Source organism: Pseudoalteromonas sp. SR41-1, from assembly GCF_014164015.1.
Classification (GTDB): domain Bacteria; phylum Pseudomonadota; class Gammaproteobacteria; order Enterobacterales; family Alteromonadaceae; genus Pseudoalteromonas; species Pseudoalteromonas distincta.
In genome coordinates this window covers 126,559-151,112 of record NZ_JACJEK010000012.1, presented here as the reverse complement: position 1 = coordinate 151,112, position 24,554 = coordinate 126,559, and the positions used below count along the sequence as shown (strand labels likewise).

The following is a 24,554-nucleotide window of genomic DNA, read 5'->3' as shown; positions in this document are numbered from 1 at the left end:
TAAAGGCTTAGTAACTACCAACCAAATGTCGATTTTTCTTTAGTTTTACGAATTTCAGTTTCGTCAGCCCATTCAACTAGGCCGCTTTCCATATCCATTAAACGCATCGTAAATTTATAGTATACGTCTGATTTATCGGCATTTGATTTAACTATGCTCGATAAATTTCCGTATAACATATATTGCGCGCCAATTTGTTTACCAAATGCAACGGCTGTTGCAGGGTTAACCAGGGCATCTTCGTTTTGAAACGTTAATTGCTCACGTACTGACTCAACACGCGTCATATCTACAAAACGGAACTTACCACTGCGTAGCATTTGCGTTGAGATTGAATCGGTGATTGATTCAGTATCAATGTGCTCACTAGTTTTATTTTTAATACGCTCAACAAATACTACGGGGCGTTTATTAGCGGTCATTGTGCCAACAACGGGTGAGCTGAGTAATGAATCGGTCATTTGGCTCGCTACTTTTTGTAAGTCGGTAGAGCCAAAATTAATATCGGTTGTTTCTACTGCTTGTGCGTCGCCATAACTTACTACGGCTTTATTAGCACAGCCACTTAATACTAAAGCGCTCAGGCCAACTAAAGCGTAAGTTGATGCTGTTTTAAATTTGTTACTGATGATCATGGTTGTTTCCTTTAATCTTTAAATTCTTGTGATTCGGTAGACACTTCTCTTACTGCTAAAGAAAAGGTAACCGCATCAGAGCTCGGTGCTAAGCCCGGTAATTGTGTTTTTGCAAAACCAAATAAGGTGAGTGCTTGCCAAGGTGAGTGGTTGCCTTTAATAACAAAGCCGTCTTTATCAAACCAATTAAATTGATACTGTAAATACTGTGATTTTTTATACTGGCTCGAAAGTGTCACTACCACATCGGTTAACTGGTTGGTTTGACGTGTTTTCACATCAGTAATGGCCAGCTTTTTACCAAGCTCTGGGTTATCTACACGTAATTGCTCATTAAACTGGTTTTTATTTTGTTCAACAGAAATACCCGATGTAACCGGTTGGCTGGAACATGCACTGAGCATTAAGGCTGCTAATAATGGCGCTATGTATTTCATGATGGCTCCTAAAGTTGAACTACGTGGTAATTAAAGTAGTTATTAATAGAGGTTAAGTAAATTAACGTTAACCCTTGCTTACTAATGGTAAAATTTATGGGTGCTTGTGTGCCTATATGCACAGAATGCTCACCTGTATTTAGGCTTTGCCTTGCGACACTTATTTGATTTGGAAGTGTAAGCCAGCTGCGTGTATCAGCTTGCTCAGACGCCAAATTATAAATATTAGCAAGTATGTTACCTACATCACCGGCACTGCGAGCAAGTTCTGCCCGTACTTTCTCTTTGGCTACTAATCTGAGTACTTGGCGAGCGACTTTTGCAGGTATTTGATCTTCTAGAGTTTTAGCTGCAAGTGCCTCAATGTGTACCAGCGGGCTAAGCGCCAAGCTTTGTGCATCTATATTTATATTGTTAAGGCGGCGCACATAGGCATTATCTTTATATACCGGCATCGCCAAGCTGTAAAAGCGTGCATCGCCACGTGATGAATAAATTGGCAAGCGCAGTTTAAATTCATCTTGTTTTGGTACTAATCCTTGTTCAAATAAAACAATTACTTCGCCTTGTGATGAAGAAATAGTGGGCGTATCGCCAAAGCGTTTTTTAAATTCATTTAGATCTTGGTCAAACCCTTGTTTTTTAGCAAGGCGCATCACATCTTGCTGTAAATAAATATTGTTAGGTTGTATAGCCAATGCTTTTTTATAATCGATATAGGCGTCGTCGTATTGTTTAGCACTTTGGTAAAGCAAAGCAGATAAGTAAAATGTGTAGGCATTTTGAAAGCCATTTTTTATGTTTCTGGTTACATTGCTCATGCTTGGGTAGTGTTGCTGAGCTTCTTTAACGGTTGAGTCTACTTCTGCTTCATTCTCGCTAAGCGCATCAACTTGTACTTTATTAGCTCGGCGAATTTCGACCAATGCGCCTTCAACATCATTTTTATACACGTAGTTAAGTGCTTTATAACTATGAAGCATGCTCATTTCGTAAGCGGGTGGCACATAAGTTATTGCTGAGTCGTTGGTAAATAAAGCGTTACTTTGTTCAAGGCCCGCACTAACTTGTATTTTGGCGGCTTCACGCTTTTTTTGCATTTGCGTATACACGTTCTCAAATTTACTTTGTGCATCATCTGGCGTATTTGCTAAGTCGTTTAAACGAGCTTGCTCAAGTTGGTTGAGTAAGTAGCTGCTGTGCAGGGTGCTATTATTAGCAATAAGGGATTGCGCTTCTTCGATGTTGTTTTTCTCGATCGCATTTCTTATTGGTGTCATTTGCGTGGCATAGTCATTAAATAGGTCATTAAAACCCATTGTGCTACACCCACTTAAAATAAAACAAAAGCTTAAAATTATACTGCGGCGCACTGAGCACTCCTCTTAATTTACCTGTATACATTAACATACTATTTTTAGCTAAATGTGTGAAATATTGTAAAAAATCGTAGAGTAAAACTGCCTGCTAATAAAGAAATATAAAGTGACGTTAGTGAACAAAGTGTGAATTTTTTTGGTTTATTATCAACTCCACTGAAATAGTATTTTCGCTTTAGCGGTCTTGCTAAGAGTTATATCACTTAGAGGAATTAAAAAATGAAAAAGTTTACAGGTGCAGCAATGGCTGTAATGGTAGCAGGTTTAGTTGGTTGTAATGCAACAGAGGCAGAAACGGCAACATCAAGTGCAGTTGCTAGTAATGGCGCAACAACTGATTTAGTTTATTGTTATGATGCGAATGTATGTGGTGGCCATAACGATTGTAAAACAGCTGAGAATGCATGTGCAGGTCAAGCGTCATGTAAAGGGACTGGTTTTGTAGCAATGCCTGCAAAATCATGTGCTGACGTTGGCGGTACAGTAAAAGATAAATGGGTTGGCAGTGTAGCTAAAGCAGATTTAGTACATTGTAACGATGTAAATGTGTGTGGCGGTCATAACGATTGTAAGACTGCTAATAATGCTTGTGCTGGACATGCATCATGTAAAGGCACCGGTTTTGTATCAATGCCTGCAAAAGCATGTGGTGATATTGGTGGTTCTGTAGGTAGCTAATACCAATTTATCGAACGCATAAAATAAGCTTGAACGATGTGTTTATTATTCAGGCTTATTAAGGAAGTTTATGACAAATCGTTTTTTAGGTTTTGGTTTAGGACTAAGAGCCCCGCATTTTGAGCAAATTATTGCAGAGAAACCAGCTGTAGATTGGTTCGAAATTATTTCAGAAAACTATTTTGTAGCCGGTGGAAAACCTTGGCATTATTTAAATAAAATAAGAGCAGATTATCCGATTGTTATGCATGGGGTATCAATGTCGATTGGTAGTATTGACCCTATTAATAAGGACTACTTAAATCAGTTAAAAAACACAATTGCGAGGGTTGAGCCGCAGTGGGTGTCTGATCATTTATGTTTTACCCAAGTGGGCGGTATTAATAGCCACGATTTACTACCAATGCCTTACACCTCAGAGGCGCTTGATCATTTAGCAAATAAAATTTCGCAAGTTCAGGACTACCTAGGGCGCGAAATGATTTTTGAAAATGTATCGAGCTATTTAACCTATAACGATTCACAAATGAGTGAGTGGGAATTCTTAGCGCAATTACATAAGCAAACAGGCTGTAAGTTTTTAATGGATGTAAATAATGTTTATGTAAGTGCGCGTAATCACGACTTTAATGCAATGGATTATTTATCAGCTATTCCGAGTACAGCTATTGCACAAATTCACTTAGCAGGACATCAAGACTTTGGTACGCATATTATAGATACGCACGATGAAGATGTTCCCGATGCGGTATGGGACTTATATGCTCAGTATGCAAAAACATTAAATCCGGTAAGTACCATGATTGAACGCGATGATAATATTGGCTCCCTTGATGATTTAATTACTGAGCTTGAGCATGCCAAAGCGCTAGTGAAACCGTTTTGGGATATAAGGTCATGAGTGGTTTAGCAAAGCTGCAACAACAGTTTATGGATTTACTGCAAGGAGAAAGTTCGGATATTAGCGAGCAAATTGCGCAGCAAGGGCAGTTAAATACACAACAGCGACTCTCTATTTATCAAAGCGCTTATAAAATTCGCTTAAGAGCCGTGATTGAGCAAGATCACGAACAGTTGGGCATTTACTTAGGTGATGATTTATTTGAGATGATGGTTGATGGTTATTTAGCTTTATATCCTTCAACTCATACGTCACTACGAATTTTTGCAGAGAAGCTACCAGATTATTTAGCCGCTAATACTCCTTTTAGTGATTACCCCATACTTGCAGATATAGCAAAATTTGAACGACTATTACTAAGTACTTTTGATGCAAGCGATAAAACATTACTTAATGTATCAGAGCTTGAAAGTATTGAACCTCAGCAATGGCCAACTTTACTATTAAAATTACATCCAAGTGTTCAGTTAGTTGTGTTTAATACGTTGGCGGTTGAAAGTTGGCAGGCAATAAAACAAAAGCAAACACCGCCAGAGCCAAGAGTCTCAGAACCTCGCTTTTGGGTTGTAGCACGTGATGCTCAAAGGCGTACACAATATTTAAGCGTTGATGCACAAGAATACCGCTTACTGAGTTTATTAAAACAAAACACACCCTTTGCACAGTTATGTCAATCCTGTTTAAATGAACTCCCAGACGAGAAAATCGCTGGGTTTTTAATTACTAAAATTAATCAATGGCTTGAACGTGGTTGGTTAATTAGCGAGTGAGTTAAAACAATATAGTTATTTTTCGTTGCGAAGGAATTTTTTTGAAAGCCACCATATACACATTAATTGCTTTAATTGCGTTTGCCGCAAATTCTCTTTTTTGCAGAATGGCCTTAGCAGAAGGTTATATAGATGCTTGGAACTTTACTGTTATTCGCTTACTTAGCGGGGCTGCATGTTTGGGCATTATAATGGCTATTTATACCCATAATTTAAAACGTAAAGGCACATTCAATCCCGCTATTTTAAGTGACAGAGGAAGCTGGCGAAGCAGTATTAGCCTGCTTGTTTACGCGCTTTGTTTTTCGATTGCCTACGTAGAGCTAGATACCGGTACCGGTGCACTAATTTTATTTTCTGCTGTGCAACTTACTATGATTGGCTGGGGTATTTATCAAAAAGAGCAATTAAGCGTACTCCAGTGGTGTGCATTTATAGTGGCGTTATCTGGTTTTGTATATTTAATGCTGCCATCTGCAGCGGTGCCTTCATTATTAGGTGCATCACTTATGGCACTCAGTGGTGTGGCATGGGGTATTTACAGTATTCGCGGTAAAGTGTGCGTATCGCCACTGCGTACTACTGGGTTTAACTTTATAAGAAGCTTAGTTGCTATCCCTGTTTTATTACTTGTAGGTATGAGTTATTTAAAAAATATGAGTATTGAAGGGGTATTACTTGCGTGTGCCTCGGGGGCAATAGCGTCTGGAGTTGGTTATAGTGTTTGGTATGTAGCAATGCCACTACTTAAAAGTACCCAAGCTGCGGTTGTGCAACTTTGTGTGCCGGTACTTGCTGCCATTGCTGGTGTTATGTTTTTATCAGAGCAGGTAACAATTGAGTTTATAGTAGCAAGCTCGTTAATATTAGGGGCCGTGCTGGTGTTTATTTTAAATAAAAAGAAGGCTTAATATAACCTAACCTTCTTTTAGGTGTGGGCTTACGTTTGTTACAAAGCGTTTATAAATAGCAGGTAAGTTATCAAGTATTGCCTGCTTACCCTGTAGTTCACTGTTTTTTATGCATTCAAAAAGTACTTGCTCGCTAAGTTTATTCACTAATAATTGTGATTGCTTAATATGGCTTATATGCCAAAGCTCAGGTGCTACGCCACCTAAATCATGCTGGTAAGGGCGATAAAAACCAAATTTAACTAAGTTAGTATCAAGCCAATTACTTAAAGGTGCAAACGGCCCACCTTGCAGGTATTCATCAGGTGTTAGCTGTAGCTTATAATCATCACTGACCGCAGCTTTATCAAACACATCTAAGTCAGTCCCTAAATGGTGTCTGCTTGCGCCAGGTAGTGCAGAGTAGAGCATTATTGCTATGCATTTATCTACATCATTTAATTTAGTTAAATTTACAACCTTTTGCTGTTTATTATAAACAGGTCGAATACCTAAAAACTTATTATTCCAAATAATTGACTGGCGTTCAAAGTCGCGAAAACTTGAGGCAATAGTAAGATCAAATCCCGCTTTTTGAGCTGCACTTTGCAGCGCTAAAAAGTCGCTAATAATAGCGCTGTGCAAGCGATGATTTTGTATGTCAGTTAAATGTGTATCACTTTGCCCTGTGATACACATTATCGATGTTGGTTTAGTTACATCCATTATGCTAAAAGTTGCTCTAGTATTTGCTCGTAAATGTCGGTAAGGGCTATTAAATCATCGGTACTTACGCATTCATCTACTTTATGAATAGTTTCGTTACGTGGGCCAAGTTCAATTACTTTAGCACCTGTTTGTGCAATAAAGCGACCATCTGATGTACCGCCGGTAGTTTCTAGGTTTGTGGTTAAACCGGTTACTGATTTAATCGCTTTTACTGTGGCATCAACAAGTGGGCCGTGCTCGGTAATAAAAGGTAAGCCATTTACTATCCAGCTTAATTCATAATTTAAGTTATGCTTTTGTAGTATGTCATTTACACGTTGTTGTAATTGCTCATGTGTTACTTGCGTGCTAAATCTAAAGTTAAACTGTACTTCTAGCTCACCCGGGATCACGTTGCCTGCACCTGTGCCGCCATTAATATTTGAAATTTGAAAGCTGGTAGCAGGGAAGTATTCATTTCCGTTATCCCACACCGTTTGGCTAAGCTCAGTAAGGGCAGGGGTTGCTAGGTGAATTGGGTTTTGTGCTAAATGTGGATAGGCGACATGCCCTTGTACACCCTTAACGGTTAAAAAAGCGGTAAGTGAACCTCTGCGGCCATTTTTAACAACATCACCTAATACATCTCGTGATGAAGGCTCGCCTACTAGGCACATATCAATTTTTTCACCGCGCGCCTCTAGCGTATCAATTACACGGGTAGTCCCGTTTATAAACGGGCCTTCTTCGTCGGAGGTTATTAAAAAAGAAATTGAGCCTTTATGATCTGGATGTTTAGTAACAAAACGCTCGGTTGCAACAAGCATTGCAGCTAACGAGCCTTTCATATCGGCAGCGCCGCGCCCATGTAATAAACCGTCTTTTATTAATCCTGAAAACGGCGGGTGTTGCCAATTTTTCTCTGGGCCTGTTGGCACAACATCAGTGTGGCCTGCAAAACAAAAATGCGGTGATTGTGTGCCTTTTCGAGCCCATGTATTTAATGTGTCGGTAAAAAATAATGACTCAATATTAAAACCAACCGCAGCAAGGCGGTCGTTCATCATCTGTTGGCAGCCAGCATCCTCGGGCGTTACTGACTCACGTTGTATTAGTGCTTGGGCGAGTTTAATTACATCATCTTTCATGATTTAAATATCTCATCGTATTGAGCTGCTTTAAAACCTAAATGGTAACTGCCATTGTTAATAAGTACTGGGCGTTTGATCATTGCAGGTTGGTCAACTAACAATGGGATAGCACTTTCTTTCGTCAAACTCTGTTTTTGCTCATCAGTTAGTGCGCGATAAGTTGTGCCACGTTTATTAACAAGCTGTTCCCAATCGAGTTTATCTGCAAAATCACTTACCATTTGCTCATCTACGCCATCTTTGCGGTAATCATGAAACGTAAATTCGATGTTGTTGTCGGCTAAGTATTTTTTTGCTTTTTTTATCGTGTCGCAATTGCTAATACCGTATAGAGTGATCATAAATTTAGTTCTTCTTAATAATAGTTAATAAGGTATCTACATCCGCATTTACATGCGAATGTGAGTAATGAAATGTGCCGAGATTATGGCCGTTAAGTAAGATTAAACTGGCCAGCATAGGCGTTTCTAGTTCGCGTAAATCAAAATAAGCGAGGCGCTGGCCTTTACTTATTTCACTACCATTTAATTGTGCAATATGAGTATGTGTAATTGATTGCGAACCGGTAATAGTTAAGTTGATTAAAACTTTTAAACCATTTTTAGCCTGTAAAATAAACTCAGTACCTGCGTTTTTTACTTGTAATAACGTGCCATCAAACGGGGCTAAAATTTTGTGGCTACTGAGCTTTACAGTAATACCAGGACCGAGAATACCAAACCTAAAAATAGGTTCGGGGTGTTCTTGAAGCGGTATTACTTTACCTGTAAATGGGCTTGTAATAAGGATCGCACTGCGGGGAGTTTTATTGAGTGCTAGATATTCAATTGTTTGTGCTTTCATATGCTATTGGGCCACCACGTTGTAACCATCTTTTTTTAAGGCGTTAAGTGCTAGTGAGGCCGTTTGCTTTTTTACTAAAATATAATCGGTATCGTAGGTTGAGATTGAAAAAATAGAAATTTTAGCGTGTGCTAATACACCCGATATATTAGCCATTATTCCGGTCAGCGAAAAACCAAGTGGGCCAACCACCTCAAGTGCTTGCCAATCAGATTCGGTATCTAAACTCTCTATTTCAAAGCTACTAGGGCAAACAATAGATAGTTCATCCTGGGTTTTAGATATAAAAAATAAAGGAAGCTTGAGTAGCGCCGCAGGTATATCGGCGTCAACATCTAAACTGTGAATAGATAAAACCGTGCTGTGTAATTGTAATGTTTGTTTTGACATTAAACGCCTGCGATACAGCATTATTGATAGCTTTATAGTATAGATTATTGCCTTCAAGTTAAAGGTGTAAGCGTGACTAAAATGAGCATTTGGAAGTGGGTTTTAATAGAGATTAAAAACTTACCCACAATTTCTGTGGATAAGTATGGGGGTTGCAGGGTATAAATAGCCTAACTAGTTAATTATTAAATAAATAATAGCTAGGCTATAAAAAGCACACGTTGTGTTTAATGTGCTATTAGCGCTTCTGCTTGGGCTGCCTGAATTGCAGTTAAGGCGATTGTATACACAATATCATCGACTAATGCACCACGGCTCAAGTCGTTTACGGGTTTGCGCATACCTTGAAGCATAGGGCCGATACTTATTAAGTCGGCACTGCGTTGTACTGCTTTATATGTTGTATTACCTGTATTTAAATCTGGGAATATAAATACAGTCGCTTTACCAGCTACAGGGCTGTTAGGTGCTTTTTTAAGTGCTACATTTTCCATTATAGCGGCATCGTATTGTAGTGGGCCGTCGATAATTAAATCAGGACGTTTTTGTTTTGCTATTTTTGTGGCTTCACGTACCTTTTCAACATCGGCACCCGTACCTGACGTACCCGTGCTGTAGCTTATCATTGCTACACGTGGCTCTATGCCAAATGCAGCTGCAGAGTCGGCAGATTGAATCGCTATATCAGCAAGTTGTTCAGCATTAGGGTCGGGGTTTATAGCACAGTCACCGTAAACTAATACTTGGTCAGGTAGCAGCATAAAAAATACGGAAGATACCAGCGATGATCCTGGCGCTGTTTTAATTAACTGCAGGGGCGGGCGAATTGTATTGGCAGTGGTATTAACCGCGCCCGATACTAAACCATCTACTTTACCTTGCTCAAGCATCATTGTGCCAAGTACGACGTTATCTTGTAGTTGCTCTTGTGCTACAACGGCAGTTAGGCCTTTGCTTTTACGAATTTCGACCATAGGCGCAATATAATCATTTATAATACTTTTTGGCTCGATGATACTTACATGTTCGTTTAGCTCAATACCTTGCTGCTGTGCAATACGCATTATTTCTTCGCGATCGCCAAGCAATATAGTTTTAGCAATGCCACGTTGACCACAAATAGCAGCCGCTTTAATTGTACGAGGTTCATTCCCTTCTGGTAATACTACGGTTTTATCTGCTTTACGTGCTTTATCGGTTAATAAATAACGAAATGCAGGTGGTGATAACTTACGCGTTTTGCCTACACTTTGAGCTAGAGTATCGAGCCAGCTTGAATTGATATGTTCTGCGTTGTGATCTTTTACTTTTTCAATGCGTTGGTCATCATCATTTGGTACTTCCATATTAAAGTTATGCAGTAATAGTGATGTGCGCCATGTGTCGGCATCGGTTGCGAGTATTGGTAAACCGGTTTGCATAGCTTGTTCACACAAAGCCATAATACGTGGCTCTGGCTCAAAGCCACCGGTGAGTAATATAGCGCCAAGTTTAGTGCCGTTCATAGCAGATAAACACGCAGCAACAAGTATGTCTGAGCGATCGCCCGGTGTTACTAATAAAGCACCTGGCGTAAAATAATTTAAAATATTAGAAACCGTACGAGCGCAAAAAGTGATACGACGCAGGCGACGATGAAGCATATCGCCTTCGTTAATTATTGTTGCTTTTAAATACGCGCTTAAGTCTTTTACGCGTGGCGCTACTAAGTCAAAATCCCACGGGATTGCGCCAAGCAACATAAACGGATTTTTTTTAAAAATAGGTAAAGACGCTAAACGATTTAACTCGTTTTCAAGCTCTTCGGGTTTGTAAGCGTCGACTAAATCGGCGCGTGCACGGCCTTCTTCATCAAGTGGCGCATTTACTTTATTAAAAATACAGCCCAGTACACGAGGATGATCGATTCCACCGTAATTACCTGCTGCAATTTCTAGGCGGTCTTCTATTTGAGTAATGGTGTAATTACCAGGGGTAAGTACAAATACAATTTCAGCGCCGAGTGTTTGCGCAATTTCGCGGTTTACACGCCCAGCATAAGGTTGGCGACGAGTAGGCACCATACCTTCAATAATAGCTACTTCATCGTCGTTTATTTTACTTTCAAAGCGTTCAACAATTTCCTCTAGTAGATCATCACCTTTACCGTCGCCAATCATTTGCTCAGCATAATCAAGAGCAAAAGGGGTGGGTGGGTTAATAGGTGAACCTTGAGTGACTATTTGTGTTGATTTTTCAGGACCTGTTTCGCCTGAACGAGGCTGAGCGATGGGTTTAAAAAAGTTAACTTTAACTGTTTTTTGCTCAAGAGCGCGAACTAAACCAACTGAAACCGACGTTAAACCCACACCGGTAGACACAGGAATTAACATAATACGACGTGCCATATTAAAGCTCCTTTACGATGTTAGCGGCATCAAGTGCAATAACCCACTCTTCGTTGGTCGGCATTACTACCACTTTGGGTGAAGTATTGGCTGAACTAATAATACCTTGATTACCAAAACGTGCATCAAGATTGCTCTTCTGGTCACAACTGAACCCTAAAAAAGCTAATTGATTAATGACATTTTCACGTATGATATCGGAGTTTTCGCCAATGCCGCCAGTAAATATAAGTGCATCTAAACGTTGTAATGGTACCATGTAGGCTGCAATTTGTTTGGCTAGTCGGTAGCAAAAAATATCCAGCGCTAAACGTGCTTGTTTATGTCCGGCAACAGCGGCTTCTTCAATCGTTCGACAATCGTTAGAGAGTTCGCTAATACCTAGTAGGCCGCTTTCTTGGTTTAATAAATTATCTATTTGCTGAGCGTTGTAACTAAGCTGTGTAGTTAAAAAATTAAATAAACCGGGGTCAATATCTCCACTGCGAGTACCCATAACAATACCAGCCAATGGTGTTAAACCCATACTGGTATCAACACTTTTACCATTTTTTATTGCAGTAACAGAGCAGCCATTACCTAAATGAGCACTAATGAAATTACTCTTTTCTACAGGCTGATTTAATAATTTAGCAGTTTGTCCTGCTACATAGTAATGACTTGTGCCGTGCATACCATAGCGTCTTACACCGTAGCCTGTATAAAGCTTATAGGGTAGGGCGTAAAGGTAGGCAACTTCATCCATAGTTTGATGAAATGCTGTGTCAAATACTGCTACTTGGGGTAAACCTATAAATGAAGCTTGTGCAGATGAAATACCTAACAAGTTCGCATGACCATGTAGCGGCGCTAAAGAAGACGCTTTAGTAATACCGTTAATTACGTCTTCATCAATTAAGACTGACTTTGTGAAATGCTCTCCGCCATGAACAACACGGTGCCCAACAGCAATAAGGTGCTCATCAAGGTTATGATCCTTTATTAAGCTTACAAGCGTATTTATAGCCTCAGCATGCGCTTGATTAGCCGCTAAGTCGATAACCGTCTTAGTTCCATTAAATTTGTATTTAATGGAGGGGGCTTTGGCGCCCAAGCGTTCAGCAAGGCCTGATATAATTTCGTGACCGTCGTTTGCATCAATAATTGCAAACTTTAAACTAGAGCTACCACAGTTTAAAACTAAAACATGTTGGGATTCAGGTGAGGTTGTTGGCATAGATTCAATTTCCATAAACAAATTTAGTAAGTGAACGTTAATACGTGATAGTTACACTTACGGTATTAAATAAAGCTAAAACAATTAAATGTTCAACTGCAAAGTGGTTAACTCAATGTTAAATATTTTACCTTATTTATGATGTTTAAGTTAGGATTGTTCGCCATTAAAGGGGAAATTTAAGCTCTTTTACTGAGAAAGTGTAACTCCCTCATTTTGTGTTACACTTTGGTATAGCTCGTTTTCTATTGTATTTAAAAGCAGTATCTGTGAGGAGTCATGATGCAAAAAAGTGTGATGTCACAACTACAAACAGGCCGTTTGTATGGTAAAAAATGGCCAATGCGTAAAGAGCTTGCGCCTTTGTTTTTAGAGTTTAGAGTGATTAGAGCGACTGAGCTTGCTATTACAGTAATGCCAATCTTGGCTATGCTAACGTTGTTTTTTCAGCTTAATTACTTAGGTTCTGATTTTTTACCGCAAGCTATTGCGAGTGCATTATTTTTTATATCGTTACCTTTACAAGGTTTATTTTGGTTAGGTAAACGAGCGCAAACGCCTTTAGATCCTGCGATGCAAAAATGGTACAACGAGCTGTACACTAAAATGGCGGCTAATGGATATCAAACGCAGTTAAGTGAGAACAAGCCCCGTTATATGGAGCTTGCTAACTTACTTAAAGATATGTTTGAAAAAATGGATAGAGCATTTACTAAAGAGCAGTTTTAGCGGGTTATACCATCATCTATTTTGGTAAACTGAGTAATATAAAATGATAAGGTGACATTGTGTTCACCTTTTTGTTCGAGTGCTGTCCAGTGCTCGGGTCTAAATTTCCATGCAAATGGCGTCATCATTATTAAGTTTTTAATATCAGTAAAGCTAAGCGCTACATGCTCTGTTAAAAGAGTCTGTTCTGCTTTTTGAAACCCTTTTGGCGTGGCTATTTCAGTATGTTCGTTTACTTCTGAATATATATACGATTTTAGCTCTTTTAAATGATAAGGGCCTGGGCTTGCTACCACTAATGTTGCGTTTTTTTTAGCAAGACGTTCAAGTTCTTCCTCAAACAAAGGTGCAAATACGCTAATAAGTACATCAGCAAATTGACTTTTAAAAGGCGCTTGGCTAATTGATGCAACACTAAAATAGCAATTAGGGTAGCGCTTTGCCGCATATTTCACGGCAGATTTTGAAATATCGACGCCGTACACTATAGCGTCTGTTTTACTTGCTATTGCTTGGGTATAAAACCCTTCACCGCATCCTAAATCTATAACCGTATTCGCACTTATTCGACCGACTAAATCGCTAAGATTTTGTTGTAAAAAGCGGTAGTATCCACGCTCTAAAAATGCGCGTCTAGCTTGTACCATTTCAAGGGAGTCGCCTGGTTGTTTTGAATTTTTTTGTTGCACAGGCAGTAAATTAACATACCCTTCTTTGGCAAAATCAAAGCTGTGGTTATTAGCACAACGAAGTGTTGAATCAGCTTTCAAAAGTGCGAGGTTACATAGCGGGCATTGATATTGTAGACTCATGAGTCTAGGTAGTCCTTATCGTAAAAAGTTTTTACCCAATGCGGGCGATAGGTGATCATAATTGTTATAGCCATGCCGTTGAGCATTGCTTCAGGAAACCAAATTATGGCACTTAAATAAACGTAGTTATCTGCAAGTTCTTGCCAATTGTATTGCCCTATAGCTAAGTAAAATAAAGCACCTAGGCCTATTTTTATACAGGCTATAAATCCTGCGGTTATAAACGCACAAACAAATATATAAACAAAAAAATGACGAGGTAAATATTGGTAACTAATTATAAAGCCAAGATAGCTCAATAAAATAGGAATAAACGCACCAATAAACAGTTGTACTGGTAACAGCTCAAGTTCAATTTGACCAAAGGCAGCGAGTAGCCCTGTGGCAAGTAAGCTACTTAAAATAGTCAATCGCCAGCCTAAAATTAATGTAGCAGCCGTAACACCTAGGATGTGTAAATCAAGGCCAGTTAAAATGCCAGCCTTTATTCGCCAAAGCACTGCAAACACTAACGCACATGCAAGAACTCCAGTTTGACGGGCTGGCGTATTAAGCAATGTTTTATATGTTTTTTTATCAAAGCTTAATAGGGCAATAATAATTACAAGGGCCCAAAGTAGCCCTTGTATTGTTATGCTGAGCATAGTAATTACTTAAATGTTGACCATATAGGGGCATGATCTGAGGGTTTTTCAATACCGCGCAGTTCGTAGTCAATACCAGTATCTATACAGCGTGCTGCAAGCTCATTAGTCGCAAGTACTACATCTATTCGAAGCCCTCGGTTATCTACAAACCCTTTAGAGCGATAGTCAAACCACGAATATTGATCGTCTGTTTCTGGGTTTTGTTCTCTAAAGGTGTCTTTAAAGCCCCAATTAAGTAATGTTGCAAGCCATTCACGCTCTACCGGTTGGAAAGAACACTTACCCGTTTTTAACCAACGCTTTGCATTAACTTCGCCAATACCAATATCTAAATCGGTGGGTGATATGTTGATATCGCCCATAACAATGACGTCTTGATCAGGGGTGTGGTTGGTTTCAAGGTGTGTCATCAAATCTTTATAAAATTGTCGTTTATAAGGGAATTTAGTTTCGTGATTAATATTATCACCTTGTGGGAAATAGCCATTCATGACTGTAACGTCGCGACCGTTATCTTGTTCAACAGTGACGCTTATCATGCGTTTTTGCGATTCCTCTGTATCGGTAGCAAAGCCTTTTAAGACCGATTTAGGCTCTTTTTTGCATAACATAGCTACGCCATAATGGGCTTTTTGGCCATGAAAGTAGACGTGATATCCCATTTTTTGTACATCTTCTAGTGGGAATGCTTCGTCATGAACTTTAATCTCTTGCAAACCAATAACGTCTGGTTGATGTTTGTCGATAATTGCTTGTAATTGGTGAAGACGAGCACGCAGACCATTGATATTGAAAGAAATCACTTTCATAAAATTTACCTTAAAATTGGATCTATTTAATGAATTAAATTGTATCAGTAAATACGCGTACATAACATGACTGAAATGAGAAAATAGCTGCACAAATGTTGATCAATTGATGAGTAAAGTTTAAACATTGTAAATGCAGTATTAATTTTTTAACTAAATAAAAAATTCAATTGAACTTAACTTTATTGAATATATAATGCGCGAAATTCACTTGTTTAGCTCGTTCAAATAGGATCTCTCATGAAAACACAACTACTTTTAGCTACTGCTTTATTAGCATCTGCAACTGCTTCAGCACAAAGCAATACTTACTTCAGTCAAGATAATAAAATTGAGTCTAAGTTATGTGTACTAAGCGCAAACGAAGGCTTTAGTGTTGCTCGTAAAGAAGCTGCTCAGCACGGTGTTTACTTATCTCGTTTTTCTAAAAGCATTTTATGTAATGGTGAAGATATTCGCGATATTGCTAAAAAAACGACATTAAGCAACGCATCAGTTGAGAAAGTAGAAGTATTTGCAAAAGACGCTCAACAAGAAACTCAATTATGTATGACGGCTTTAAAACAAGGTTTAGCACCTGTTCGTCAAAAAATTGGTAACTTAAACTCATTAAAATGTAATGGTCAAAACGTTACTGAGTTTGTTAAACGCTACCAAAACGCAGCAATCTAATTATTAGCTGAACTATATAACTAAAATTGAGATACCTGGTTTTTTACCGGGTATTTTTTTGCAAAAATTACAAGGTTGTTTGCAAAGCTTGCAAGCTTAACTTATTGAAACTGTTCAACAAATGCACAAGTCAAGATTAAGTTGTTGATTCTTATAAGTTAACTATTATTGGCATTGGATTTGTATTAGTTAAAGTGACATTTAATTAATTACGAAGGATACGTCTTATGAAAAAGTTAACATTAGCAGCCACTATTTTAGCATCATTAAGCCTAGCGGCTTGTTCATCTAATCAAGGTCTTGAAAGAATAGACAGTGACTTTGCAAGTTTAGATAATGACAGCGATGGCTACATCTCAAAAGTTGAAGCTGATGACGATAGCATTTGGGGCCATTTTTCAAATATTGATACCAATATGGATAACGAAATTAGCCGCAAAGAATTCAACACTTACATGAAGTTAAACAATGGTAAAGTAGCCACTGATTCTGAAGTAAGTGAGTCGGCATTTAAAGCTGAAATCGCTAAATTCGATAAAATTGAAAGCAGCTTTTCAAGCTTAGATAACGACAGTAATGGCTATATTTCGGTAGTTGAAGGTAACGATGATGATATTTCAAATCACTTTGGTTACATGGATAAAAACCAAGATAAGCGCATCAGTAAAAGCGAGTTTATGGGTTACATTAAAAAATACGGTAACGCAGTAGCTGAAGATGATGCATTAGAAGCCATTAAACACAGCTAATATTTGTTGTTTTAAAGAGTAAATTAGAAGCCAGTGATAATCACTGGCTTTTTTGTATTTAAAATCTAGTTATTTAGTAGATATATTTTCCTAGTTTGGTGTTGTTCTGTCATAATAGATGGCTGTGTATTTTTATTTGTTAAGAGTGTGTATGGCGGGTCGGCGAATTAGTGATGAACAACTAGTTGAGATCATTGAAGCAGCTATTTTTGTTGCAGATAAGCCTGTGAGTAAACGCCACCTTAAAGATACTGTATTAATAGATTTAGCTATTTCTATGGCGCGAATAAACGACGCAATAGATACAATACAAGAACATTTTCAAACTCGTGGTATTCGCTTAGTTGAAGTTGGTAGTGGGTATCGTTTTCAGGCATGTAGTAGTTTAAGCCCTTGGTTAAATAACTTGTGGCAAGAACGCGCACCAAAATACTCACGTGCTTTACTGGAAACATTATCACTTATTGCATATAGGCAGCCCATTACGCGCGGTGAAATTGAGCAAGTAAGGGGTGTTACTACGGGTTCGAATATTATTAAAACCCTACTCGAAAGAGATTGGGTTAAAGTGGTAGGGCATAAAGAGGTTCCGGGTAAGCCGGCTTTATATGCAACTACTAAACAATTTTTAGATTATTTTTCGTTAACTGGACTTGAAAACTTACCTGCGCTGCCAACAGAGCAGCAAAGTTAAATTAACCAGTTATTGAGCGATCCTTCTGTGAGAGAACCATCCGAATGAGTATTATACAAGGTGAAAAGTTACAAAAAGTCTTAGCCCGTGCAGGCGTAGGCTCACGCCGTGAAATGGAAAAATACATTGATGCAAACCGCGTTAGTGTAAACGGTAAAGTGGCAAAGTTAGGAGACCGTGTTGAAGAAACCGATTTGATTCGTGTTGACGGGCACACTGTAAAGATTGAAGAAAAAGCAGATAGAATCTGTCGTGTGATTATGTATAACAAACCCGAAGGTGAGTTAAGCACACGTAAAGATCCAGAAGGGCGTCGTACAGTATTTGACAGACTTCCTCGTATTGATGGTGAGCGTTGGATTGCGGTTGGCCGATTAGACGTTAATACTTCGGGTTTGATGCTCTTTACTAATGATGGTGAATTAGCTAACCGCTTGATGCACCCAAGCTATGAAGTAGAGCGTGAATACTCTGCGCGTGTATTTGGTGAAGTAACCAATGAAACGGTTAAAAACTTACTACGTGGTGTTGAGCTTGAAGATGGTCCAGCCAAATTCACGACTGTAACCCCTATGGGTGGCGAAGGCGTTAACCGCTGGTTTAACGTAACGTTAAATGAAGGACGTAACCGTGAAGTACGTCGTTTATGGCAGTCTCAAGATGCGGAAGTATCTCGTCTTATTCGTATTCGTTACGGTAAACTAGAGCTTGATAAGCGCGTGCCACAAGGTGGTTGGATGGAGTATGATTTAGAAACAGTAAACTACTTACGCAAAACCGTTAAATTAGGGCGCGAGACACAAACTAAGCTTTCTGTTATGCCTGAAAAACGCAAAGATAAACGCGCTAAAATCAACCAGATCCGCAAAGCAGTTAAAAAACACAATCAACGTGTTAAGCCTACCAAACGTAAATAATAAATTAGTTATTTATTGCACACAAAAAAGCCGCTAATTGCGGCTTTTTTAATGTGTGTTGTATAAATTTTTTAAACTCTAAATTACTTTTTTACTTGAGCATCTAACGATTCGCCATTCACTTCACTAGAATCATCGCTCATCAAGTATAAGTAGGTTGGCATTAAATCTTCTGGTGTAGCAAGCGCGTCTCTATCTTCTCCTGGGTATGCAGCAGCACGCATAGAAGTGCGAGTAGCGCCTGGATTAATACAGTTTATACGAATATTCGTTTTGCCTACTTCACATGCCCATGTTTGCATCATGCCTTCAACTGCAAATTTTGAGATGGCATATGGCCCCCAAAACTCACGGCCTTTGCGGCCTACACCTGATGACGTAAATACCACAGATGCATTGTCAGATTTACGAAGAACAGGGAAAAGCGCTTTAGTGATCATCGCTTGCGCGGTCACGTTTACTTTCATTATGTTTTCGAACGTAGATGAGCAAAAATGTTCAAGTGGACCAAGTGACCCTAAAATACCTGCATTATTAAGCAAGCCATCAAGGCGGCCAAATTGATATTCAATTGTTGCAGCAAGGTCACGATAGTTTTGTTTAGTTGCGCCTTTTAAGTCCATGGGCACAATTGCAGGTTTAGGGTAACCCGCATTAACAATTTCATCGTAAACACATTCAAGTTTATTAGTTGTTTTTCCTAATAAGATAACTGTAGCGCCGTATTTTGCATACGTAATTGCTGCTACTCGGCCAATACCATCACCGGCGCCTGTTATTAAAATAATTTTATCTTTAAGTGCGTTTTCAGCCGCTTGATATGTGTGCATAAAAGTACCCATTCATCTATTTTTTTTGATTTTAACATAGCGAAACGTGAAGTAATCGAATTTATTGTAAAATTAGGTGGCGAAAATAGAAACTTTACGTTAAGTTTAACTGGTCTAATGTCTCATTAATAACCTGATTACATTGTTTTAACTTAATACACTGATTAAACACACTATAAAAATAAAATATGTGCGGAGCCAACAATATGAAAAAAATGCTACTTTCACTCTCTGTTACAGCTGCCTTGGCAGGTTGTGGCGGCGGAGAAACGTTAGAAGATGTTAAGAACGACACAGCAACCGTTATTCCAACAGCAACGGTTACATTTGACCCTGCTGCAGGTATCTTATCGGTACCTAATGATTTATTAATGAGTGGAACCCAAGACGGTACACTTAACATTCCTGGAGAATTAGATGACAACAATGTGTCTATTTCTCGAGCAGCTTATGCTGACCCTCAGCTTGCTCTAGGCGCACTTGACGGTTGGTCTTCTCAGGTTCCTTATAAAATCGATTTAACATTTCCGCCAAATGTGAGTTTAGATGAAACGTCTGCTGGGACACCAGGTACAGTCCGTATTTTTGAAGTAGTAATGGGTGCAAGTTTAACTGACGCAGAATGTTCAGTTGTAGCTGCAGGTACAGCTTGTAAATTGGTCGGTGAGCTTACTTTTGGTGTTGATTTTGTCACTCAAGCTTCTGGTGATGCCGTTGCAATTATTCCTTTAAAACCATTTACGGCAGGTAGCTCATACATCAATGTACTAACTACTGGTCTTAAAGATTCATTAGGACGCTCTATCGAGCCTTCTTCTACTTATGGTCTGGTTAAGCAAGAAGCGCCATTAATTACAGAAGCCCAACTTGGTTTGCAGGGCGCTGTTAACAGTTACGAAAATGTAGTTGTAAGTTCAGGAAATATAACAAAAGAAGATATTATTTTTTCTAGCGCAATGACTATTCAGTCTGCGGGGCCAGTACTTGGGACAATTAAAAAATTGCTAGCTGCTAGTTTGCAACAGCCTGCGATGCCAACGCCTGCGCTTCAAGTTCCTGAACAACCGATGGTAAATGTACAACAGGTATTTGCTTCTCAGGGTGTAGAAGTGTCTGCTGCTTTCTCTGGTGTGCAATATCAAAAAGGTAGCATTATGCTACCGATGTATTTAGGTACACCAACGGGGACCGATATTAGTGATTTAAGTGATACATATTGGCAAGGTATGTGTGATAACGCGGTGGCAATAATCGGTTACAAGGCCGTTGCTGGTGATGCATTTCCGACAGATCCTATTAGTGAAAATGATGGTTTATGTTCTGCATTAAGTGACGGGCAATTACGCGACTTAGGACTAGATAGCACACGTCATTTAACAAAATATAACTCCATTCCAAAAGTACAAAGCATGGCAAATGTGCCAGTGCAAGTTACTAAGCCTATTTTACCAATAATTAATGGTGTACGTGCACAGTTACAATTAGATCCTATCGCAATGCCTGATAGCGGATGGCCAGTTGTTATTATGCAACACGGTATTACAACACAAAAAGAAAGTATGCTTGCTTTAACGGCGCAGCTTTCTATTCAAGGCTTTGCAACAGTTGCTATTGACCATCCAAGACATGGTGAGCGTGGAATAGATGTTGATGGTGATGGAACAGACGACTTTAATGCAACAACAGGTTCTGTGCTTAGTTACATGAATTTAAGTTCATTACTTGTTGCGCGTGATAGCTTACGTCAATCAGCGGCTGATTTATTAGGTTTACGTTTAGGTCTAAACTTTATTAATGATGCAACGATTAATGCGCAAGATGTAACTTACATTGGTCATTCATTAGGCTCTATTGTAGCCCCTGCATTTATTGCACAAGCTAATAACCCATTAGCGCCAACCGTTGACCCATTATTTAATGTAAACACAGTAGCACTTGCAAGCGGCGGCGGCGGTATAGCTAGCTTCTTACTAGAATCAGCTGCATTTGGTCCATTTATCCAAGGTTCAGTACTTTCACAAGCAGGTACAACAGAAGCTGATGAGTTTAACGCGTATTTACAAGTTGATGCAGTGTCTAACTGTGGTGCAGTATTACCAGATATGGAAGCATATTTAACTTGTGGTTATAACGAGTATGTAGCTTCGTTAACTACAGCTGGTGAAACAAGTAAGCTTACTAATATTCAAGGAGTGTTTACTCAATTTGCATTTGCGGCGCAAACAGCGCTAGATAGCGGCGATCCAACTAATTACGCAGCCACTGTAAAAGCATTAGGTACTCCTGTTTATACTAATGTTGTTGTGGGCGATGGTGTTGATAACAAGCCTGACCAAGTGATACCACCAATGGCAGCAAATAATCCTATTTCAGGCACAATTCCATTAGCTAACTTGATGGGTCTTGAAACAGTAAGTACTTCGCAAGCATTGAGTGAAACACCAACAAGCTACTTAGTTAAATTTACTAAAGGGCATCATGGTTCTATATTAACGCCAGCTCAAGATGATGCACAAGCTGCAACTGTTGAAGGCAGTGCTGCCGCTAATACAGAAATGCAGTTGCAAGTAGCTACTTACTTAGCTGCTCGCGGTCGAATGTTATTAGTTTCCAACCCTGAGGTTGTGACTGATTAATAGCCAATAAAATAATTAACCTTTAAAAGCCACTGAAAAGTGGCTTTTTTTTGCTTTAAAGCATGCTAAATTAGCTGAAATTTATAAATGGAGAAACCAGTTGGAATTTTTATACGAATACGGTTTGTTTTTTGCTAAAACAATTACTTTTGTTATCGCTATAGCAGTTATTCTAATGCTAATAGTTGGCGCTGCAGTTAAGCCTAAAGCCAAAAAAGGTGAAATACAAATTGACGACATATCAGAGCAATTAGTTGATCTTAAAGAAAGCTTTCTACAAAATACGCTGGGTAAAAAAGAGCTTAAAGCACACCAAAAACAGCTTAAATCGCAAAGTAAAAAAGCAGATAAAGATGAGCCTAAACCTCGTTTATATGTAATTGACTTTGTAGGTAGTATGGACGCTCACGAAGTAGAAAGCTTACGAGAAGAAATAACAGCCATTATCTCTATTGCTAACCCAAGTAAAGACAAAGTACTTATTCGTTTAGAAAGTGGCGGCGGAGTAGTGCATGGCTATGGACTTGCTGCATCTCAGCTACAGCGTATTAAAAATGCCGGTATTCCTTTGAGTGTTGCAATTGATAAAGTAGCAGCGAGCGGTGGTTACATGATGGCGTGTGTAGCCGATGAGATACTGGCAGCCCCTTTTGCCATAGTTGGATCTATTGGTGTGATAGCTCAGATACCAAACTTTAATAAAATATTAAAGAAAAATGATGTGGAATTTGAGCAAATAACTGCAGGTGAGTTTAAACGTACGCTTACTTTATTTGGTGAAAACACAGATAAGGCCCGTGAAAAATTTCGTGAAGAAATTGAACAAACACATGATTTATTTAAAACGTTTGTAAGCACTCAACGCCCAAGCTTAGATATAAACTTAGTTGCGACAGGCGAGCATTGGTTTGCAACTCAAGCGATTGATAAAGGTTTGGTAGATGTTATAAAGACAAGTGATGATGCATTGCTGGAGCAGCAACATGAGCGCCAAATTTATAAGATTAAATACAAAATTAAAAAGGGATTAAGCGATAAGCTAGCTCTTGGCCTGAGTAGTGGTGTGAATAAAGTGGGAATAAACTTACTCTCTAAATTTAAATCCCTAAATCCTTAGATTAGAATTTTTTACGATTCAGTTTATTTCTTTCTACTCGAAAAAAAACCTTGATGTATTGCATCAAGGTTTTTTTATAGCTGTATAAATGTAGCTTATGAGTCAATAGACTTATGATAATCTTCTAAGTCTTTAGCTGCATTAAGGTCGTTAAAGATGCTCTCATCAAGTTCACCTTCAGATTTAGCCACAACACAGGTAACCATACAATCGCCAGTTACATTAACTGCTGTACGTGTCATATCTAGCAAGCGGTCTACACCGATAATAATTGCAATCCCTTCTACAGGTAAGCCAACTTGGTTAAGTACCATGGCCAGCATTATTAAACCAACACCAGGTACGCCTGCTGTACCTACAGAGGCAAGTGTTGCTGTTAGTATAACCATTAGATAATCAGAAATTGTTAAATCTACACTGAACACTTGTGCAATGAATACGGTAGCCACACCTTGCATGATGGCAGTGCCATCCATGTTAATGGTAGCACCCAGTGGGATAGTAAATGAGGCAACCGAGTTATTAGCACCTAGTTTTTTAGTAGCAGTTTCAAGTGTAATAGGCATAGTTGCGCTTGAGCTCGAGGTACTAAATGCAAATAAGCATGTGTGCTTCATTTTTGCTAAGAAAATAAGCGGGTTTAAGCCCGTTAATATTTTTAAAAGCAATGTGTAGTTTACGAAAGCATGTAATAACAGTGCAAGCACTACAACGCCAAAGTATTTGGCTAGGCTAACAATTAAGTTAAGCTCAATTGTTGTAAATAGTTTTGCCATTAAAAAGAACACGCCATAAGGTGCAATGTTCATTAACAGCGTAACTAGTTTTAAGATTACTGTGTTTAAATCTTCAAAAACACTTGCTACGCGTTTGCCTGTTTTACCACTTAATGCCATTGCTACACCAAATAATAGTGCAAACACTATAACTTGAAGCATATTACCCTTGGCCATGGCTTCAAATGGGTTAGTAGGAAACATATCTATAATTACACGTGCAAGAGTAGGCGCTTCTTTGGCATCATAAGTTGCATTAGATGGCAAGCTTATACCTTCACCAGGGCTAAATAATAAGGCAAGTGTAATAGCCACCGTTATAGCAATAGCCGTAGTTAATAAATATAAACCAATAGATTTACCACCTAGGCGGCCTAGTTTTTTAGGGTCACTTAAGCTACAGGTACCACAAACGAGCGATACAAAAACAAGAGGCACAACTAACATTTTTAAGCTGGCAATAAATATTTGGCCACCAACATGGAAAATACCATCAACAAAAAAGGCTTTAATTGGCAAAGAGAATAACCCAAGTGGTATTAGATAATCGTCTTCACCAGCTAATATAGCCTGAAATATAAAACCTACTGCAACCCCAAGCGCCATACCAATCATGATGCGAGTGGTTAAACTCATTGAACGGATTTTTGACATATTCCCTGATCTACATTTTATAAATTTGCCATAGACTACCAGCAAGGAAATATTTACTACAGAAAAAATTGGTATTTATTTAAAATTATTTTGCGCAAAAAAGTAATAAAAAACTGTGATTTTAGAC

Annotated in this window: 26 protein-coding genes; 11 read left to right on the top strand and 15 right to left on the bottom strand. The window is 38.8% G+C overall.

Features of this window, described 5'->3' with window-relative positions; translation table 11 throughout:
* Nucleotides 1-14: 14 nt before the first annotated feature.
* Genes lpoB through H5118_RS12340 form a run of 3 tightly spaced genes read right to left on the bottom strand, consistent with a single transcriptional unit; the run spans nt 15 to nt 2,445 of the window.
* Complete coding sequence (gene lpoB, locus H5118_RS12350; protein ID WP_007375407.1) at nt 15-635, bottom strand: penicillin-binding protein activator LpoB; 621 nt, start codon at nt 633-635, stop codon at nt 15-17.
* 11 nt (nt 636-646) lie between these two features.
* The gene (locus tag H5118_RS12345; RefSeq protein ID WP_002959678.1) at nt 647-1,072 is read right to left on the bottom strand and encodes a YcfL family protein; all 426 of its coding nucleotides are present in this window, start codon (nt 1,070-1,072) and stop codon (nt 647-649) included.
* Between the two features lie 8 nt (nt 1,073-1,080).
* Nucleotides 1,081-2,445 (bottom strand): COG3014 family protein, encoded by a 1,365-nt coding sequence (locus H5118_RS12340; RefSeq protein ID WP_024595111.1) that lies wholly within the window; start codon nt 2,443-2,445, stop codon nt 1,081-1,083.
* Nucleotides 2,446-2,670: 225 nt separating this feature from the next.
* Between H5118_RS12340 and H5118_RS12335 the strand changes: the two genes are divergently transcribed.
* The 4 genes from H5118_RS12335 to H5118_RS12320 all read left to right on the top strand — a co-directional run bounded on the left by H5118_RS12335 (nt 2,671) and on the right by H5118_RS12320 (nt 5,711).
* Nucleotides 2,671-3,129 (top strand): hypothetical protein, encoded by a 459-nt coding sequence (locus H5118_RS12335; RefSeq protein ID WP_182748994.1) that lies wholly within the window; start codon nt 2,671-2,673, stop codon nt 3,127-3,129.
* Nucleotides 3,130-3,199: 70 nt separating this feature from the next.
* Entirely contained in the window at nt 3,200-4,030 is an 831-nt protein-coding gene (locus H5118_RS12330) for a DUF692 domain-containing protein (RefSeq protein ID WP_182748993.1), read from the top strand.
* Nucleotides 4,027-4,800 carry a DNA-binding domain-containing protein gene (locus H5118_RS12325; RefSeq protein WP_182748992.1) on the top strand — a complete coding sequence of 258 codons (774 nt, stop codon included), beginning with the start codon at nt 4,027-4,029 and terminating at the stop codon, nt 4,798-4,800. Before H5118_RS12330 ends, H5118_RS12325 begins: the two co-directional genes overlap by 4 nt.
* Nucleotides 4,801-4,841: 41 nt before the next feature.
* Nucleotides 4,842-5,711, top strand: coding sequence for a DMT family transporter (locus H5118_RS12320; RefSeq protein WP_024595107.1), 870 nt, complete (start codon nt 4,842-4,844; stop codon nt 5,709-5,711).
* A 6-nt stretch (nt 5,712-5,717) separates the two neighbouring features.
* On the opposite strand, the gene H5118_RS12315 is transcribed toward H5118_RS12320, so the two are convergent.
* The 7 genes from H5118_RS12315 to H5118_RS12285 form a co-directional block, all read right to left on the bottom strand.
* Nucleotides 5,718-6,416: a M15 family metallopeptidase gene (locus tag H5118_RS12315; RefSeq protein WP_024595106.1), complete on the bottom strand. Its 699-nt coding sequence runs from the start codon at nt 6,414-6,416 to the stop codon at nt 5,718-5,720.
* The gene (gene dapE / locus H5118_RS12310; protein WP_039489937.1) at nt 6,416-7,546 is read right to left on the bottom strand and encodes a succinyl-diaminopimelate desuccinylase; all 1,131 of its coding nucleotides are present in this window, start codon (nt 7,544-7,546) and stop codon (nt 6,416-6,418) included. The genes H5118_RS12315 and dapE overlap by 1 nt, the downstream gene beginning before the upstream one ends.
* A complete protein-coding gene (locus tag H5118_RS12305) occupies nt 7,543-7,890 on the bottom strand; it encodes an ArsC family reductase (protein WP_165742933.1) in 348 nt (115 codons plus the stop codon). The genes dapE and H5118_RS12305 overlap by 4 nt, the downstream gene beginning before the upstream one ends.
* 4 nt (nt 7,891-7,894) lie before the next feature.
* Nucleotides 7,895-8,392: a PTS glucose transporter subunit IIA gene (locus tag H5118_RS12300; protein WP_002959694.1), complete on the bottom strand. Its 498-nt coding sequence runs from the start codon at nt 8,390-8,392 to the stop codon at nt 7,895-7,897.
* 3 nt (nt 8,393-8,395) lie between these two features.
* On the bottom strand, nt 8,396-8,782 hold the full coding sequence (locus H5118_RS12295) for an ACT domain-containing protein (protein ID WP_182748991.1): 387 nt from the start codon (nt 8,780-8,782) through the stop codon (nt 8,396-8,398).
* Nucleotides 8,783-9,009: 227 nt separating this feature from the next.
* Nucleotides 9,010-11,169 carry a phosphate acetyltransferase gene (gene pta, locus H5118_RS12290; RefSeq protein WP_002959697.1) on the bottom strand — a complete coding sequence of 720 codons (2,160 nt, stop codon included), beginning with the start codon at nt 11,167-11,169 and terminating at the stop codon, nt 9,010-9,012.
* 1 nt (nt 11,170) lies between these two features.
* Nucleotides 11,171-12,385: an acetate kinase gene (locus tag H5118_RS12285; RefSeq protein ID WP_182736509.1), complete on the bottom strand. Its 1,215-nt coding sequence runs from the start codon at nt 12,383-12,385 to the stop codon at nt 11,171-11,173.
* 282 nt (nt 12,386-12,667) lie between these two features.
* Here H5118_RS12285 and yfbV point away from each other — a divergent pair, with 282 nt between their 5' ends.
* A complete protein-coding gene (gene yfbV, locus H5118_RS12280; protein ID WP_024596543.1) occupies nt 12,668-13,114 on the top strand; it encodes a terminus macrodomain insulation protein YfbV in 447 nt (148 codons plus the stop codon).
* Here yfbV and H5118_RS12275 read toward each other — a convergent pair.
* The 3 genes from H5118_RS12275 to xthA are packed head-to-tail and all read right to left on the bottom strand — an operon-like array spanning nt 13,111 to nt 15,382.
* Nucleotides 13,111-13,926 carry a putative RNA methyltransferase gene (locus tag H5118_RS12275; RefSeq protein WP_182748990.1) on the bottom strand — a complete coding sequence of 272 codons (816 nt, stop codon included), beginning with the start codon at nt 13,924-13,926 and terminating at the stop codon, nt 13,111-13,113. The two genes, yfbV and H5118_RS12275, sit on opposite strands and share 4 nt — an antisense overlap.
* Entirely contained in the window at nt 13,923-14,570 is a 648-nt protein-coding gene (locus H5118_RS12270; RefSeq protein WP_182748988.1) for an energy-coupling factor ABC transporter permease, read from the bottom strand. The genes H5118_RS12275 and H5118_RS12270 overlap by 4 nt, the downstream gene beginning before the upstream one ends.
* Nucleotides 14,571-14,575: 5 nt before the next feature.
* Nucleotides 14,576-15,382, bottom strand: a complete 807-nt coding sequence (xthA, locus tag H5118_RS12265) for an exodeoxyribonuclease III (RefSeq protein WP_182748986.1) — start codon at nt 15,380-15,382, stop codon at nt 14,576-14,578.
* A gap of 240 nt (nt 15,383-15,622) precedes the next feature.
* Between xthA and H5118_RS12260 the strand changes: the two genes are divergently transcribed.
* The 4 genes from H5118_RS12260 to rluB all read left to right on the top strand — a co-directional run bounded on the left by H5118_RS12260 (nt 15,623) and on the right by rluB (nt 18,414).
* A complete protein-coding gene (locus H5118_RS12260) occupies nt 15,623-16,054 on the top strand; it encodes a hypothetical protein (RefSeq protein ID WP_007582577.1) in 432 nt (143 codons plus the stop codon).
* A gap of 227 nt (nt 16,055-16,281) precedes the next feature.
* The gene (locus H5118_RS12255; protein WP_002959711.1) at nt 16,282-16,803 is read left to right on the top strand and encodes an EF-hand domain-containing protein; all 522 of its coding nucleotides are present in this window, start codon (nt 16,282-16,284) and stop codon (nt 16,801-16,803) included.
* Nucleotides 16,804-16,954: 151 nt separating this feature from the next.
* Complete coding sequence (scpB, locus tag H5118_RS12250) at nt 16,955-17,497, top strand: SMC-Scp complex subunit ScpB (protein ID WP_182748985.1); 543 nt, start codon at nt 16,955-16,957, stop codon at nt 17,495-17,497.
* 44 nt (nt 17,498-17,541) lie between these two features.
* Nucleotides 17,542-18,414, top strand: a complete 873-nt coding sequence (rluB, locus tag H5118_RS12245) for a 23S rRNA pseudouridine(2605) synthase RluB (RefSeq protein ID WP_024595359.1) — start codon at nt 17,542-17,544, stop codon at nt 18,412-18,414.
* 83 nt (nt 18,415-18,497) lie between these two features.
* Here rluB and H5118_RS12240 read toward each other — a convergent pair whose 3' ends face one another.
* Nucleotides 18,498-19,244: a YciK family oxidoreductase gene (locus H5118_RS12240; RefSeq protein ID WP_182748984.1), complete on the bottom strand. Its 747-nt coding sequence runs from the start codon at nt 19,242-19,244 to the stop codon at nt 18,498-18,500.
* 206 nt (nt 19,245-19,450) lie between these two features.
* Here H5118_RS12240 and H5118_RS12235 point away from each other — a divergent pair, with 206 nt between their 5' ends.
* Nucleotides 19,451-21,880, top strand: a complete 2,430-nt coding sequence (locus H5118_RS12235; protein WP_182711331.1) for a VolA/Pla-1 family phospholipase — start codon at nt 19,451-19,453, stop codon at nt 21,878-21,880.
* Between the two features lie 100 nt (nt 21,881-21,980).
* Nucleotides 21,981-22,997 (top strand): protease SohB, encoded by a 1,017-nt coding sequence (gene sohB / locus H5118_RS12230; RefSeq protein ID WP_182681383.1) that lies wholly within the window; start codon nt 21,981-21,983, stop codon nt 22,995-22,997.
* A gap of 95 nt (nt 22,998-23,092) precedes the next feature.
* Here sohB and H5118_RS12225 read toward each other — a convergent pair whose 3' ends face one another.
* On the bottom strand, nt 23,093-24,427 hold the full coding sequence (locus H5118_RS12225) for a dicarboxylate/amino acid:cation symporter (protein ID WP_182748983.1): 1,335 nt from the start codon (nt 24,425-24,427) through the stop codon (nt 23,093-23,095).
* Nucleotides 24,428-24,554 lie beyond the last annotated feature (127 nt).

What these genes read in the sequence shown, in the direction of transcription:
- lpoB (WP_007375407.1), bottom strand. Translation starts at nt 635, where the DNA reads ATGATCATCAGTAACAAATTTAAAACAGCATCAACTTACGCTTTAGTT.
- H5118_RS12345 (WP_002959678.1), bottom strand. Translation starts at nt 1,072, where the DNA reads ATGAAATACATAGCGCCATTATTAGCAGCCTTAATGCTCAGTGCATGT.
- H5118_RS12335 (WP_182748994.1), top strand. Translation starts at nt 2,671, where the DNA reads ATGAAAAAGTTTACAGGTGCAGCAATGGCTGTAATGGTAGCAGGTTTA.
- H5118_RS12330 (WP_182748993.1), top strand. Translation starts at nt 3,200, where the DNA reads ATGACAAATCGTTTTTTAGGTTTTGGTTTAGGACTAAGAGCCCCGCAT.
- H5118_RS12325 (WP_182748992.1), top strand. Translation starts at nt 4,027, where the DNA reads ATGAGTGGTTTAGCAAAGCTGCAACAACAGTTTATGGATTTACTGCAA.
- H5118_RS12315 (WP_024595106.1), bottom strand. Translation starts at nt 6,416, where the DNA reads ATGGATGTAACTAAACCAACATCGATAATGTGTATCACAGGGCAAAGT.
- dapE (WP_039489937.1), bottom strand. Translation starts at nt 7,546, where the DNA reads ATGAAAGATGATGTAATTAAACTCGCCCAAGCACTAATACAACGTGAG.
- H5118_RS12305 (WP_165742933.1), bottom strand. Translation starts at nt 7,890, where the DNA reads ATGATCACTCTATACGGTATTAGCAATTGCGACACGATAAAAAAAGCA.
- H5118_RS12300 (WP_002959694.1), bottom strand. Translation starts at nt 8,392, where the DNA reads ATGAAAGCACAAACAATTGAATATCTAGCACTCAATAAAACTCCCCGC.
- H5118_RS12295 (WP_182748991.1), bottom strand. Translation starts at nt 8,782, where the DNA reads ATGTCAAAACAAACATTACAATTACACAGCACGGTTTTATCTATTCAC.
- pta (WP_002959697.1), bottom strand. Translation starts at nt 11,169, where the DNA reads ATGGCACGTCGTATTATGTTAATTCCTGTGTCTACCGGTGTGGGTTTA.
- H5118_RS12285 (WP_182736509.1), bottom strand. Translation starts at nt 12,385, where the DNA reads ATGCCAACAACCTCACCTGAATCCCAACATGTTTTAGTTTTAAACTGT.
- yfbV (WP_024596543.1), top strand. Translation starts at nt 12,668, where the DNA reads ATGCAAAAAAGTGTGATGTCACAACTACAAACAGGCCGTTTGTATGGT.
- H5118_RS12275 (WP_182748990.1), bottom strand. Translation starts at nt 13,926, where the DNA reads ATGAGTCTACAATATCAATGCCCGCTATGTAACCTCGCACTTTTGAAA.
- H5118_RS12270 (WP_182748988.1), bottom strand. Translation starts at nt 14,570, where the DNA reads ATGCTCAGCATAACAATACAAGGGCTACTTTGGGCCCTTGTAATTATT.
- xthA (WP_182748986.1), bottom strand. Translation starts at nt 15,382, where the DNA reads ATGAAAGTGATTTCTTTCAATATCAATGGTCTGCGTGCTCGTCTTCAC.
- H5118_RS12260 (WP_007582577.1), top strand. Translation starts at nt 15,623, where the DNA reads ATGAAAACACAACTACTTTTAGCTACTGCTTTATTAGCATCTGCAACT.
- H5118_RS12255 (WP_002959711.1), top strand. Translation starts at nt 16,282, where the DNA reads ATGAAAAAGTTAACATTAGCAGCCACTATTTTAGCATCATTAAGCCTA.
- scpB (WP_182748985.1), top strand. Translation starts at nt 16,955, where the DNA reads ATGGCGGGTCGGCGAATTAGTGATGAACAACTAGTTGAGATCATTGAA.
- rluB (WP_024595359.1), top strand. Translation starts at nt 17,542, where the DNA reads ATGAGTATTATACAAGGTGAAAAGTTACAAAAAGTCTTAGCCCGTGCA.
- H5118_RS12240 (WP_182748984.1), bottom strand. Translation starts at nt 19,244, where the DNA reads ATGCACACATATCAAGCGGCTGAAAACGCACTTAAAGATAAAATTATT.
- H5118_RS12235 (WP_182711331.1), top strand. Translation starts at nt 19,451, where the DNA reads ATGAAAAAAATGCTACTTTCACTCTCTGTTACAGCTGCCTTGGCAGGT.
- H5118_RS12225 (WP_182748983.1), bottom strand. Translation starts at nt 24,427, where the DNA reads ATGTCAAAAATCCGTTCAATGAGTTTAACCACTCGCATCATGATTGGT.